15 protein-coding genes and 1 pseudogene are annotated in these 12,283 nt (G+C 41.7%); 13 read left to right on the forward strand and 3 right to left on the reverse strand.

Annotated features, from left to right (window positions below):
• The first annotated feature begins 13 nt into the window (after positions 1-13).
• Positions 14-505, forward strand: coding sequence for a hypothetical protein (locus IM475_RS03165; protein WP_287726658.1), 492 nt, complete (start codon positions 14-16; stop codon positions 503-505).
• Here IM475_RS03165 and IM475_RS03170 read toward each other — a convergent pair.
• Positions 502-1,536, reverse strand: a complete 1,035-nt coding sequence (locus IM475_RS03170) for a M42 family metallopeptidase (protein WP_287726659.1) — start codon at positions 1,534-1,536, stop codon at positions 502-504. The genes IM475_RS03165 and IM475_RS03170 overlap by 4 nt on opposite strands.
• 74 nt (positions 1,537-1,610) lie before the next feature.
• Positions 1,611-2,948, reverse strand: a complete 1,338-nt coding sequence (locus tag IM475_RS03175) for a helix-hairpin-helix domain-containing protein (protein WP_287726660.1) — start codon at positions 2,946-2,948, stop codon at positions 1,611-1,613.
• A gap of 324 nt (positions 2,949-3,272) precedes the next feature.
• Between IM475_RS03175 and IM475_RS03180 the strand changes: the two are divergent.
• The 11 genes and pseudogenes from IM475_RS03180 to IM475_RS03230 form a co-directional block, all read left to right on the forward strand.
• Positions 3,273-3,344 (forward strand): annotated as a pseudogene (locus IM475_RS03180) (helix-turn-helix domain-containing protein); the annotation flags it as partial.
• 219 nt (positions 3,345-3,563) lie between these two features.
• Complete coding sequence (locus IM475_RS03185) at positions 3,564-3,833, forward strand: hypothetical protein (RefSeq protein WP_194016327.1); 270 nt, start codon at positions 3,564-3,566, stop codon at positions 3,831-3,833.
• An 830-nt stretch (positions 3,834-4,663) separates the two neighbouring features.
• On the forward strand, positions 4,664-4,879 hold the full coding sequence (gene gvpA / locus IM475_RS03190) for a gas vesicle structural protein GvpA (protein ID WP_002735503.1): 216 nt from the start codon (positions 4,664-4,666) through the stop codon (positions 4,877-4,879).
• Between the two features lie 374 nt (positions 4,880-5,253).
• Positions 5,254-5,469 (forward strand): gas vesicle structural protein GvpA, encoded by a 216-nt coding sequence (gene gvpA / locus IM475_RS03195; protein ID WP_002735503.1) that lies wholly within the window; start codon positions 5,254-5,256, stop codon positions 5,467-5,469.
• Between the two features lie 440 nt (positions 5,470-5,909).
• On the forward strand, positions 5,910-6,548 hold the full coding sequence (gene gvpC, locus IM475_RS03200; RefSeq protein ID WP_002803850.1) for a gas vesicle protein GvpC: 639 nt from the start codon (positions 5,910-5,912) through the stop codon (positions 6,546-6,548).
• A 730-nt stretch (positions 6,549-7,278) separates the two neighbouring features.
• Positions 7,279-8,319 carry a gas vesicle protein GvpN gene (gene gvpN / locus IM475_RS03205; RefSeq protein WP_287658243.1) on the forward strand — a complete coding sequence of 347 codons (1,041 nt, stop codon included), beginning with the start codon at positions 7,279-7,281 and terminating at the stop codon, positions 8,317-8,319.
• A gap of 29 nt (positions 8,320-8,348) precedes the next feature.
• Entirely contained in the window at positions 8,349-8,759 is a 411-nt protein-coding gene (locus tag IM475_RS03210; RefSeq protein ID WP_287726661.1) for a gas vesicle protein, read from the forward strand.
• Positions 8,716-9,027: a gas vesicle protein gene (locus IM475_RS03215; RefSeq protein WP_353737432.1), complete on the forward strand. Its 312-nt coding sequence runs from the start codon at positions 8,716-8,718 to the stop codon at positions 9,025-9,027. The genes IM475_RS03210 and IM475_RS03215 overlap by 44 nt, the downstream gene beginning before the upstream one ends.
• A gap of 510 nt (positions 9,028-9,537) precedes the next feature.
• On the forward strand, positions 9,538-10,011 hold the full coding sequence (locus tag IM475_RS03220; RefSeq protein ID WP_287726663.1) for a gas vesicle protein K: 474 nt from the start codon (positions 9,538-9,540) through the stop codon (positions 10,009-10,011).
• A gap of 15 nt (positions 10,012-10,026) precedes the next feature.
• On the forward strand, positions 10,027-10,761 hold the full coding sequence (gene gvpF / locus IM475_RS03225) for a gas vesicle protein GvpF (protein WP_287726664.1): 735 nt from the start codon (positions 10,027-10,029) through the stop codon (positions 10,759-10,761).
• 14 nt (positions 10,762-10,775) lie between these two features.
• Complete coding sequence (locus tag IM475_RS03230; RefSeq protein WP_287658240.1) at positions 10,776-11,039, forward strand: gas vesicle protein GvpG; 264 nt, start codon at positions 10,776-10,778, stop codon at positions 11,037-11,039.
• Between the two features lie 123 nt (positions 11,040-11,162).
• Here the strand turns inward: IM475_RS03230 and IM475_RS03235 are convergent, their stop codons facing one another.
• Positions 11,163-11,495 carry a gas vesicle protein gene (locus IM475_RS03235; RefSeq protein WP_353737433.1) on the reverse strand — a complete coding sequence of 111 codons (333 nt, stop codon included), beginning with the start codon at positions 11,493-11,495 and terminating at the stop codon, positions 11,163-11,165.
• A gap of 92 nt (positions 11,496-11,587) precedes the next feature.
• Here IM475_RS03235 and IM475_RS03240 point away from each other — a divergent pair, with 92 nt between their 5' ends.
• Positions 11,588-12,271: a GvpL/GvpF family gas vesicle protein gene (locus tag IM475_RS03240; RefSeq protein WP_287726665.1), complete on the forward strand. Its 684-nt coding sequence runs from the start codon at positions 11,588-11,590 to the stop codon at positions 12,269-12,271.
• Positions 12,272-12,283 lie beyond the last annotated feature (12 nt).

The raw sequence follows: 12,283 nt of genomic DNA on the forward strand, positions 1-12,283 counted from the left end.
CGATCTTGACTCCGTGGCCGAAAATCCTTCTTTTCAAGACCTTTATCAAGCTGGCATCAGTGCCTTTGAGCGTGGACAATATCGTCTTAGTGTCCAGCAATTAAATGCGGCTTTAGCCTTAATTTCCTTAGGATCCCGAGAAGGAGGCGAGATTCAAATTTGGTTAATTTCTGCCCATCAGGGGTTAGGGGAGGGGGAGAAAGCCAGTGAAATCTGTAAGCAACTTATTACCCATCCTATCTATCAAATTCGCGAACAGGCCAAGCGTCTGCTTTATATTATCGAAGCTCCCCGTCTCAAACGCCCAGATGAGTGGATGACCAAGATTCCCGATTTAGAGAAACTTCCCGATAGCGCACCGCAATTTAAAAAGGGGACAAATAAACAGAAAAAAGAAGAACCCCCCGCACCCATGCAGTTAGAGCAGCATAAAAATACTGTTTTTAGCGGACTGGCGATCGCTATTATTCTGTTAATGCTCTGGTTTTTTGCTAAAAATGGCTAAATTACTTGACAATAAACTTCTAATATGCTAATGCAGTTAGCTATGGCTCCTAAATGGGCGATTTCATAACCGTGGGTGTTTTGGGTGGGAAAACCTAAGCAAGCGGCCTTAGCTATATGACCGAATTTCATGGCGATGGAGGCATCGCTACCAAAACCACTAATAATAGCTAATTGTAGGGGTATTCCCGCCTTTTCGGCCGCAATTCGTAATTCTTGATTTAATTGCTCATCATAGATACCGTAACCATCCTGAGACAATAACACAGGATTGCTGCCATCCTTAATCGGATATTCAGGAGCGAGGGGACAGATTTCTAGGGCAATTAAAGCATCTAAGCGGTTATTTGCCGTAAAAAACAAGGCCCCTAAGGCTCCTACCTCCTCCTTTGCTGAGGCAACCAGATATATATCCACTGCGGGGTTAATTACTCTGGCCGCTAATTCTAAAAGAATCGCCACGGAAGCTTTATTGTCGAGGGTATAACTGGCAATGTAGTCTTTTAGTCGAAAGGGTTGTTTTCGGTGTTTTCCCACCACGACTCGACTACCGACGCGCACCCCGCAAGCGTCTAATTCTTCCGGAGTCAATTTCGTCTCTATCCATGCGGATTCCCAGGTGACGGGTGTGTTTTCCTGCTGCACTTTTTGCGGGGATTGATGGGAAATATGACGGGAACCAAAGGAGAGAATTCCTGATCTGGTTTCTTGATCACCGATAATATCCACCACTCCCTCTCCGTAAATCCAAGGAAAAGCTCCCCCAAGTTGGCGAATTTGCAGAGTACCATCGGGATTAATTGCTTTGATAATAGCGCCAATTTCGTCTTTATGACCAGTAATAGCAATTTTTTTGGTCGAATCTCGTCCTCTAATTTTGCCGATGACATTTCCCGCTTGATCTTGCCATGTTTCTAATCCTAACTCTTGAAAGCGTTCTAGTAAAAAGCGATCGATTTCCGTTTCCATCCCACTAGGAGAATGATGGAGGACAAGAGTGGCAATAGTGTCAAAGAGGTGATCAAAATCCATATTTGTCTTGATTTGTGGGTCGCAAGAGAATTATTATCGAAACAGGAAATCGAGAAGGTTTTACGCGAACAATATTAATGATTAATCAGAGGTGCAGAATTAGCCAGAAAACCCGCAACTTTTAGAGACTCTACCACCGAATTGTCATCCTCTACCCAATAGTTTTGTCCTAAACGTACAAATTGACGCTGAGTTCCCGCACCAATGGTGGCAATAACGGGAACTTTTGCCTTTTGTTTGTCTCCCGATTGCAGAATACTTTTAAGAAGATTTTGACGATTTTGGTTGACGACATCTTGCATCGATAAATTAACCATCACCATTTTAATGGTTTCGATCGGTTCCGCATCTTCGATAATTAATTGTACCCGATCATCTCGGCGATCAACTTTTCCCCACACCATTAAAGTTGCTTCCTCCACTAATAATTTTTGCAGACGTTCGTAGCTATCGGAAAAAACCACCGCTTCCGACTGTCCCGAAGCATCTTCTAGGGTTAAAAAGGCCATGGGAGTCCCTTTTTTGGTCATAATTTTCTTAACGGCATTTAATAGGACAATGGCACTGACTTTTTTTCTGGTTTTGTGTTCTTCTAAGTCAGCTAAATTGATAGGAGATAGGACTTGAGCGGCTCTTTGTAAAGCTTTTAAAGGATGTTCGGAAACATAAAAACCCAAATGTTCTTTTTCCAGTTTTAACTTTTCCTGTAGGGAAAAATCTTCTACTGCGGTTGCACTGGGAGACTGTTCAAACTCGGATTCTTGTTTATTTTCTGTGTTACCTCCTAGCATATCAAAAATATTCATTTGACCACTTTCTTTCTCTTTGGTGCGTTTTTGCGCCCAAGCAACTACTAATTCTAAATCTTCAATTAATTGATGGCGATTCGGTTGAATTTTATCAAAAGCACCAGAATAAATTAGCGTTTCTAAAGCTCTTTTGTTGATCACTCGCAAATCAACACGCTCGCAAAAATCCCCTAAGGAAGTAAACTTTCCTCCCGCAGCTTCCCGGGCTTTTAAAATCGCCTCGATCGCATTTTCGCCCAGATTTCTAACTGCGGACAAACCAAAGAGAATTTTGCGCCCAATCGGGGTAAAATGTTTTTGCGATCGATTGATGTCGGGAGGTTCGACATCGATATTCATTTTCTGACAGTTTTCTCGATACTTTTCCACCTTATCCTGATTATCGCTACTAGCAGTTAGTAACGCTGTCATATATTCCACAGGATAATTAGCTTTTAAATAAGCAGTTTGATAGGTGACGTAAGCATAGGCAGTGGAGTGAGATTTATTAAAACAATTGGAGGCAATTAACCCGTTGCCCAGCAAAAAATTATGATCTTTCTCCACACCAATATCGTAAACTGGTTTCCTTCCCAGGGATTGACGACCGATAATTTTAACCATATTAGTAACTCAACTCTCCAGAGATTTTTGTAATGGTGCTAATGGAAATATGGCATTTCTTTGCCAAATCAGGCTGCTAAGGGCAAAAAAATGGCTCTCTTATTCTTTGTGACATAAGTTTAACTTATATAAGAGCCATCAATCTTTGTGTCCTTTGTGTCTTTGTGGTTCTTTCTACTAGCTCGCCAGCAGGACTGTATCTTAGAATACATTTTACCCACCAAACCTAAGAGAGCCAAAAAATTACCATATACATCATATATATTGATACCTAAAGTGTATATTCTACCTACCATAGGTTACGATCAATGTTAACCGAGGAGAAAAAAACAAGAAGAACTAGACTTCTTGAATGAGGTTAGCTGTGGCCCTTTGCCACAAGGTTTAAGACACCTATAAACAGCTTTTACTAATTTCTTTGCTAGTCCTACTAAATTTGGTTAAAGGGTAGCAACCCAAAGCGGGAAAAAATGCAGCAGTTGAGATAGCAAAGAAACCTTGCCCCTGAGGGTAAGAGACTATATCGTACCTTGACGAGAGGTCAGCACTGGGTAGTTCACGGATTGTGTTATAATTATTGCCAAGCCGTCAAGGGATTTGAAAAGGAGTAACACCATGAGTCTATCTTCAGAAGCCTATCGCCAAGCCCTCGTGCGGGATGGAGAACGGCGCTATCGCGAATGGCACCAAAATTATCACAACTACTGCCGTCAATCAACGGCGGAATACCAAGCTCGTTGGGACCAACAACGTCCAACAAAGCCTTGGATTTCCTCGGAAGCCTACCGCCAATTTTTAGTCAAAGATGGGGAGCGGCGTTTTGCGGAATGGCATGGCCAGTTTTTAGACTATCAAAGACAATTTCTGGCCAGTCAATCCACCTAAACCAACGTCAACCAATCCGCATTACAGCAATCTCTGAAAATAGTGGCTACAGTCCACAAAGAAATAGCTAATACCAATTTTCAATAGTCGTGACTAACATCTGAAAGTGCAATTCCTTTCTCCGAGAGGGATTGCGCTTTGAAGTGATCAACTAAGTCTGTCATTACTTTTGAAAAATGATATAAAGATGAATAAGTCCAGAATGCAAGACTTATCACGAATGCAGCCAAGAATTCAAGATCAGAAGGAATAAGAATCCTGTCAACAAATGCTGATGGGCAGTCAGGAGTTTAAGCTTGTGGAGAGACTGTAAGACTCTTTGGGACTCTCTCAAAAAGCAGGTTTCTGTGAAGCAAGAATTTCCCATCACACATCTTCGCATTGTGATGGCTAGATTGTCAAGTCTGTCCACCCCTCAGCCCCGCAAATAACACCTAAGATAGCGAACGTTAAAACTAAAATTTCAATACATTTGTGCCTTAAGCACCTAAAAGCCTTGCAAAGCAAGGCTTTTACTATTAGTTGATTCGTTCTATGTAAGTTCTTGGCTAGAGCCAGCGATCACTTAATAATGAAAGCATAGGTGGGCTTTTTCTGAGAATTGATTACATTTCTTAACCCCAAAAATGAGAATTGACTACATTTCTTAACTAAAGAATCGTACATTTCTTAACCAAAAACTTGAGATTAGATATTGACAACGACAAAATAAGGGTGTTATCTTTAAAAGTGCGGAAGTGATGAAGGCAGAAAAACTAAATGGATTTCTGAATCCTCCATGACTTCAGCACTGTACACCTTCTATGAAAACAACAAAAAGGTCTATTACCATGGCAGTTGAAAAAACTAACTCTTCCTCTAGCTTGGCTGAAGTTATCGATCGTATTCTTGACAAAGGTATCGTTATTGATGCTTGGGCTCGCGTATCTCTCGTCGGAATCGAATTATTAGCGATTGAAGCTCGTGTAGTTATCGCTTCGGTTGAAACCTACCTCAAATATGCTGAAGCCGTTGGTCTGACTCAATCTGCAGCGGTTCCTGCTTAAGGATTGATCACAGATTCTCCCATCGGCTGAGTTAAAACCCTACCGGGTTTTCCAGACTCTCGGCTTTTCTTTAATCCCTGTTGAGTTTAGTTACCCCTGTCTTGGGGCGCAATAGTCTATAATTGATAGGGTTGACACGGCAACGGATAGCGAAGACAAAGCTAGACGCAGACAAATTATTTTTGTAACCGTGATTTTGTCCCTTGTAGCTAGGTTTACCCCCAATCACCAGAGTGTAAGGCTCACTATTTTTTGGAATAGAAAGCAATTCTTTGGGTAGGAAGCCGCGCCCCTTGGTCTGGGGTAGCTCGCCATCTCAACTTTTGGATCAGCGCTGTACACTCTCTATAAAACTAACAAAAAGGTCTATTACCATGGCAGTTGAAAAAACTAACTCTTCCTCCAGCTTGGCTGAAGTTATCGACCGTATTCTTGACAAAGGTATCGTTATTGATGCTTGGGCTCGCGTCTCTCTCGTGGGAATCGAATTATTAGCGATTGAAGCTCGTGTAGTTATCGCTTCGGTTGAAACCTACCTCAAATATGCTGAAGCCGTTGGTCTGACTCAATCTGCAGCGGTTCCTGCTTAAGAATTGATCCCAGATTCTCCCATCGGCTGAGTTAAAACCCTACCAGGTTTTCCAGATCTTCGGCTTTTCTTTAATCCCTATTGAGTCTAGTTACCCCTCTCTTGGGGCGCAATGGTCTATGATTGACAAGGTTGGCACGGCAACGGATAGCAAAAACAAAGCTAGACCCATACAAGTTATTTTTGTAACCGTGATTTTGACCTTTGTAGCTAGGTTTACCGTCTATCGCCAGAATGTAAGGCTGACTATTTTTCTGAGTAGAAAGCCATTTTGGGGGTGGGAGGTTGCGCCCCTCAGTCTGGGGTAGTCCCCTACCTCAACTTTGGGATGATAAGAAAAGTCGAAATCTGCTGTCTCTCCCCCCAGTCTCCGTGAAGGTTTTTCTAACGGGTGATTGGGTCAAATCCATTCCATAGTATTTAGTAATTGAGGACAACCCCATGCCTGCTCTCATGGAACAGTTCCGCCAGGATCGTTTATCGATTGCTGAAGAAGTAGCTAAACTCTCGCGAGAAGTACAATCTTTTCTGTTGGATGTCAAAACTGAAAGACAAAAACAAGCGCAAGAACAGGCAACTGCTTTGCGCCAATCTTTCCAAAAAGTTCAACAGGAAAGCCACTTGTTCTTAACAGCTACCCAAAAACAGCGTTTAGCTCAAGCGGAAAAGCAAAAAGAGGATTTACGTCAATTTCAAGAACAACGTTTAGCTGAAGCGAAACGGCTAGACGACGACTTACGTCAACAACGTCTAGATCGAGCCAAACAGCTAAAGGACGATTTAAGTCAATTCCAAGAACAACGTTTAGCAGCAGCAAAACAGCTGGAGAACGACTTACGTCAACAGCATCTAGATCGAGCTAAACAGCTGAAAGAGGATTTAAGTCAATTCCAAGAACAGCGTTTAGCGGCAGCGAAACAGCTAGAGGACGACTTACGCCAACTTCATCTAGATCGAGCTAAACAGGTGAAGGATGATTTAAGTCAATTTCAAGAAAGACGTTTAGCTGAAGCGAAACAGCTAAAAGACGAATTGCGTCAATTTCGTCAAGATTTGTCTATCTACGTTTTTGGCAAATAAATCTCTAGGTTAATTCCAACCCACTTAACCCTAGGGCTAGAGTAAAAAACCTCTAGTCCCTTTTCCTGGCTAAACTAGAAGACTATCTGAGAATACAACAATAAGCTTTTGGTTTTCAACCTACTATGCTAGTCCTGCTTTTCTAAGTTTCTAGACTCAACCTAGAAGTGCTGGGTTCCTATTTAGTCCGCTCTAGGTCTCTGGTAAATTAAGAAGTATATAAAACTTCACTTAGTTTATAGTTAATGTTGTCATTAGTAGTATTTTATAGCAGTTTTCATCAGAATGAGGCATGGGCAAGAGGCTTAAACCCTTTGTTGGCAAAACTTGTCGATACCTCAGTAACGTGAAAAGCGCTATATTGACAAAGATTGACAAAGGAGGTAAGTGAAAAGGACTGCATCTGCTTGGAGATTGTTATTGTTTAAGTCTTGAAAAGTAATCTAGACAATAATTTTCGACCCTTAGACCCTTGACTAATGAATATCCTAAAAATACCTTCATAATCAAGGTTCTAGATCTAATTGATGACAGTTCCTAATTTTTTGTGATATTATTATGAGGTAAGCCTTAAAAGCTAAAGACGATTAAACTTGCCGTAAAATTCGGGTAACACGAGCGTCCTTGCCTACTCGGTTATTAAAGGGAAACCTGAACCAGCAGTTGTTAGCTCGAGAATATCCGTCCGCTTCAGGCGGGGATTATCAATGGTATTTACTAGATTTCGACTATGACATTTACTGAAACTCAAACAAGAAGAGCCGTCCTCTCCCTTCGCCCCGGTCAATTTGTTGTTACGCCTTCGATTGATCAAGTTGCCACTCGCGCCTTACGTTATCTAAACGCTGGTTTTTCCATCCATCTATGTGGTCCGGCAGGAACGGGAAAAACCACCTTGGCAATGCACCTGGCCAATTGTTTAGCCAGACCTGTGATGCTAATCTTTGGCGATGATGACTTTACCAGTTCCGATTTAATTGGTAGCCAGTCTGGCTACACCCATAAAAAACTGATGGATAACTATATCCACAGCGTTCTCAAGGTTGAAGACGAGCTAAAACACAATTGGGTGGATTCTCGGTTAACGATGGCCTGTCGAGAGGGGTTTACCCTAGTTTATGATGAGTTCAATCGTTCTCGACCTGAGGTCAACAACGTTTTACTCTCTGCCTTGGAAGAAAAAATTCTCACCCTGCCGCCCACTAGCCATCAACCCGATTACCTACAAGTCAATTCTCAGTTTCGGGCAATTTTCACCTCCAACCCAGAAGAATACTGTGGGGTTCATGCCACCCAAGATGCTTTAATGGATCGGTTGGTAACTATCAATATGCCTGAACCAGATCAACTGACTCAGACTGAAATTCTTGCCCAAAAAACGGGGATTGGTCGAGAAGATGCTTTATTTATTGTCAACCTCGTCAAAACCTTCCGGGTGAAAACTGGGACTGAAAAAACGTCGGGTTTGCGCTCTTGTTTAATGATTGCTAAAGTCTGCGCCTCTCACGATATTGCGGCTGATTCCTCTGACTCGGACTTCCGTGATATCTGCGCCGATGTTCTTTTGTCCCGCACCAATTTATCTGTTGATAAGTCAAGAGCGATTTTATGGGAAATCCTCGAGGACAATCCGTTAGAATCCTTATCCTTTGTAGAGGAAGAGGAGCCTTCCGATGCCCAAGCGTCAACTTCTGAGCCTTCGACAGGAAATCAATCGTTAAAAGCCATTCAATCTTTACTGCGAGGCAACTTGCCCCAGCGAAAAGACTAATTTTATACTCTTATTGAGTGAAACCAACCGTGACTTCTTCCACTTTTACTGGCTCGCTCAAAACCCAATCAAACAGCGCCCTGAAAACAGCAACTCAAGGTTCGAGTTTGGCGGATATCCTTGAACGAGTTTTAGATAAAGGAATTGTGATTGCTGGCGATATTTCCGTTTCGATCGCCTCCACTGAACTGATAAATATCCGCATTCGTTTGTTAATTGCCTCTGTTGATAAAGCAAGGGAAATGGGAATCAACTGGTGGGAAGGTGATCCCTACCTCCATAGCCAATCCCAAGCTTTACTAGCAGAAAATCGGGAACTTTCGCTCCGACTCCAAACCCTGGAAACTGAGCTTGAAACCCTAAAATCCTTAAGCCAATTGAGTGCAATAGAGAGCCATGATACCAGTCCGAACGATGAAGCACATTCCTCAGATGCGTGAAATTCCTCACCTGAATCCTCAACGGTTAGGAAATTTACACGAGTTGACGATTGCCCCTCTTGATCAAGCAAGGGAAACGGCGATTAACAGCTTGCAAGGTTATCCCCACCTCCCTAGCCAATGCCAAGCTTTATTAACAGAAAACCTGGAACTTTCACGCCGACTTCAAGCCTTAAAATCCTTAGCCAAATTGAGTGCGATGGAGAGCCGTGATACCAGTCCGAACGAGCAGGCACATTCCTTATATACATTGAAATTCCTCAATTGAATCCTCAAACGGTAAAGAAGTTTACCGAAAAATTGGGTTGAAAGCCTCGCCCTTTTAGGGCGGCTTTATGTGATGTATGATATTAAGAATAGGGGGTCGGGTAAGCAACCGCTTAAAAAACCCAGTCATCAACCGATGAACGCACCTTGAAAACTAGAGTTATGGGGTTCTCTAGGGGAATGCTCCTATAGGTAAAAGCTCTACGCTTCAAGTACCAGAGAAACCAAGTATTTTAGAGGTTTTGAACTGTATCGTCGGGTCCCCCGAAAACAGGCTTCTGTAAGGTCGCGAAAGTCTGAGGAGAGAACCACCTCTGGGTTGGATTTCGCTAGGAATCTAATTCAAGTGGACTCGTTGAGCCAGAAATTCTCAGCAGTGATGCTAGAAGAATCCACGTCCGTTTACGGTGTGGGGTATGTCAAATCATTATTTTCCCTCAGATAAAATTTCTTGGCCAAGCTCCCCACTAGAGACTCACCATCAAAAACTGCTCATTTACCAATTCCAACCATGACACTTGCTTGCACACCTTACGATTCTGATAATCAAGCCTTGCTGACCCGTCCAGAAAGTAATAGCCAAGCTGGTTTAGCCCCTTTACTGTTAACTGTCGTGGAACTGGTACGCCAATTGCTCGAAGCCCAAATCATTCGCCGGATGGAAAAAGGGGTTCTCAGTGAGTCTGATTTAGATAGAGCCGCAGAAAGTATCCAAAAATTGCAAGAACAAATTCTCTATTTGTGTGAAATTTTTGAGGTTGAGCCAGAAGATTTAAATGTCCACCTAGGAGAGTTTGGCACTCTTTTACCGGAAGCAGGGAGTTATTACCCGGGAGAGGAGGGTATTAAGCCTTCTGTGTTAGAATTAGTGGATCGACTCCTCAATACAGGAGTTGTTGTGGAAGGAAATGTTGATCTGGGTTTAGCTCAACTAGATCTAATTCATCTAAAGCTTCGTTTGGTTTTAACTTCTCAGCCGCTTTAATTTGGGAGAATACTGATGACAGTGGGTCTTTATTTATATGGAATATTTCCCGAACCAGTTCCTGACGGACTCGTTTTGCAAGGGATTGATAATGAGCCAGTTCACAGTCAGATGATTGATGGTTTTAGTTTTCTCTACTCCGCTGCTCATAAAGAGAAGTATTTGGCATCCCGTCGCTATTTAATTTGCCATGAAAAAGTATTAGAAACTGTCATGGAAGCAGGGTTTACAACGTTGTTGCCCCTGCGGTTTGGCTTAGTTATCAAAACCTGGGAATCCGTCACCGAACAACTAATTACTCCCTATAAAACCCAACTGAAAGAATTATTTGCTAAACTGTCAGGACAACGAGAGGTTAGCATTAAGATTTTTTGGGATAATAAGTGGGAATTACAAGCGGCTTTGGAGTCTAATCCTAAGTTAAAACAAGAACGGGATGCGATGATGGGGAAAAACTTAAATATGGAAGAAATTATCCATATAGGTCAACTCATTGAAGCCACTGTATTGCAACGGAAACAAGACATTATTCAAGTCTTTAGAGAGCAATTAAATCATCGGGCCCAAGAGGTGATTGAAAGCGATCCGATGACGGATGACATGATTTACAATGCTGCTTATTTAATTCCTTGGGAGCAAGAGCCAGAATTTAGCCAAAACGTTGAAGCGATCGATCAACAGTTTGGTGATCGCCTAAGGATTCGCTATAACAATTTAACTGCACCCTATACCTTTGCCCAACTTATCTAAGGAGAGTATCAGTTATGTTTCTCGATCTTTTACTTCTTCCTATTACCGGTCCTATTGGGGGTCTGATCTGGATTGGGGAGAAAATTCAAGAGCGTGCAGATATAGAATATGATGAGGCGGAAAATTTGCACAAATTGTTATTATCCTTACAACTATCTTACGATATGGGCAACATTTCTGAGGAGGAGTTTGAAATTCAGGAAGAAGAACTTTTATTAAAAATTCAAGCCTTAGAAGAAGAAGAAGAGGCAGAAAACGAATCTGAATCTTCTCTCTAAACTTGTAATCTTTCCCACCACATAGATCATGAACAAAATCACAAATTGTAAGCTTAGTAAGGGCGGATTTGACAAGCTGGAGAACTCGTTGAAGCTTGGTCAGAACTAGCCCTTGGTTAAGCCTTAATATTCTAGGTAAAAAGTTTGGAAATTACTGGAATTATTAGAGGAGTGAGCAACAGTTTTGGGGGAATCAGGTTTTTTAGCTACACTAGGAGGATTGACTGTACGCAAATTTTGAATACTTTGTTCTGTGATCTCAATTTGATCTGTCACAGACGTGAGACGACTTTTTAACTGCTCAATCTGCCGCTCCATCATTTCTAATTTTTCTTGGATACGTTGTTTTTCAGTAATTAACTTGTAAAGCTCAAGTTGGTGATCTGCTTCAGATTGTTTCCGAGGCATAGTGCTAATTTTAGATCTAATTGGTCTGGGTGGACGAGTGGTTGTCATAAAAATCCCTGAATAACTTAGAATATTCTAGCATATCAACGCCCCAATATAAAAATTCGTAAAAAATCGTCAATTTTCTTTCGGTCAACCTTATGAAATTGTACAATCTATATACTTACGCTTTTTTGAAAACCCCCATAGAAAGCCTAACATTACCCGTTGGAATGGCTAACCCGTTGTTACTGATAACTGGTGGAGAGCTCTCGGCCGTAGTCGAGCCCGAAGTTTGTTTAGACACTTTACAAAATGATGATGAACGCTTGATTCAATCGGTTTTATGCCATGATCGAGTCATCTGTGAATTATTTCGACAAACCACTATTTTACCCTTACGTTTTGGCACATCTTTTTTAGAGGCAGAAAATTTACTGACTCATCTTTGTTCTCATGGCCAAGAATATCAAGAAAAAATTGAAGAACTTGAGGGAAAAGGAGAATATCTTTTAAAATGTATTCCCCGTAAGCCAGAGGAGCCTGTACTCTTTTCTGAAAGCAAGGGCAGACAATATTTTTTAGCCAAAAAACAGCTTTATGAAGCCCAACAAGATTTTTATACTTTGCAAGGTTCAGAATGGCAAAATTTCGTGCATTTAGTGACCCAAAGCTATCCGTCAACGAGAATTATTACTGCTCCAGGGACAGAATCACGAATTTATCTTTTAGTTGATTTTCAAGAAGAACCTTTACTAATCGAGCAAGTCTTGCATTGGCAGAAAGCCTGCCCCCGTTGGGAATTACAATTAGGACAAGTTTCTCCCCCCTATCACTTTACTTAACTTGATTTCTCT

It is taken from the genome of Microcystis sp. M061S2, assembly GCF_020245605.1.
Taxonomy (GTDB): domain Bacteria; phylum Cyanobacteriota; class Cyanobacteriia; order Cyanobacteriales; family Microcystaceae; genus Microcystis.

What these genes read in the sequence shown, in the direction of transcription:
- IM475_RS03170 (WP_287726659.1), bottom strand. Translation starts at nt 1,536, where the DNA reads ATGGATTTTGATCACCTCTTTGACACTATTGCCACTCTTGTCCTCCAT.
- IM475_RS03175 (WP_287726660.1), bottom strand. Translation starts at nt 2,948, where the DNA reads ATGGTTAAAATTATCGGTCGTCAATCCCTGGGAAGGAAACCAGTTTAC.
- IM475_RS03185 (WP_194016327.1), top strand. Translation starts at nt 3,564, where the DNA reads ATGAGTCTATCTTCAGAAGCCTATCGCCAAGCCCTCGTGCGGGATGGA.
- gvpA (WP_002735503.1), top strand. Translation starts at nt 4,664, where the DNA reads ATGGCAGTTGAAAAAACTAACTCTTCCTCTAGCTTGGCTGAAGTTATC.
- gvpA (WP_002735503.1), top strand. Translation starts at nt 5,254, where the DNA reads ATGGCAGTTGAAAAAACTAACTCTTCCTCCAGCTTGGCTGAAGTTATC.
- gvpC (WP_002803850.1), top strand. Translation starts at nt 5,910, where the DNA reads ATGCCTGCTCTCATGGAACAGTTCCGCCAGGATCGTTTATCGATTGCT.
- gvpN (WP_287658243.1), top strand. Translation starts at nt 7,279, where the DNA reads ATGACATTTACTGAAACTCAAACAAGAAGAGCCGTCCTCTCCCTTCGC.
- IM475_RS03215 (WP_353737432.1), top strand. Translation starts at nt 8,716, where the DNA reads ATGATACCAGTCCGAACGATGAAGCACATTCCTCAGATGCGTGAAATT.
- IM475_RS03220 (WP_287726663.1), top strand. Translation starts at nt 9,538, where the DNA reads ATGACACTTGCTTGCACACCTTACGATTCTGATAATCAAGCCTTGCTG.
- gvpF (WP_287726664.1), top strand. Translation starts at nt 10,027, where the DNA reads ATGACAGTGGGTCTTTATTTATATGGAATATTTCCCGAACCAGTTCCT.
- IM475_RS03230 (WP_287658240.1), top strand. Translation starts at nt 10,776, where the DNA reads ATGTTTCTCGATCTTTTACTTCTTCCTATTACCGGTCCTATTGGGGGT.
- IM475_RS03235 (WP_353737433.1), bottom strand. Translation starts at nt 11,495, where the DNA reads ATGACAACCACTCGTCCACCCAGACCAATTAGATCTAAAATTAGCACT.
- IM475_RS03240 (WP_287726665.1), top strand. Translation starts at nt 11,588, where the DNA reads ATGAAATTGTACAATCTATATACTTACGCTTTTTTGAAAACCCCCATA.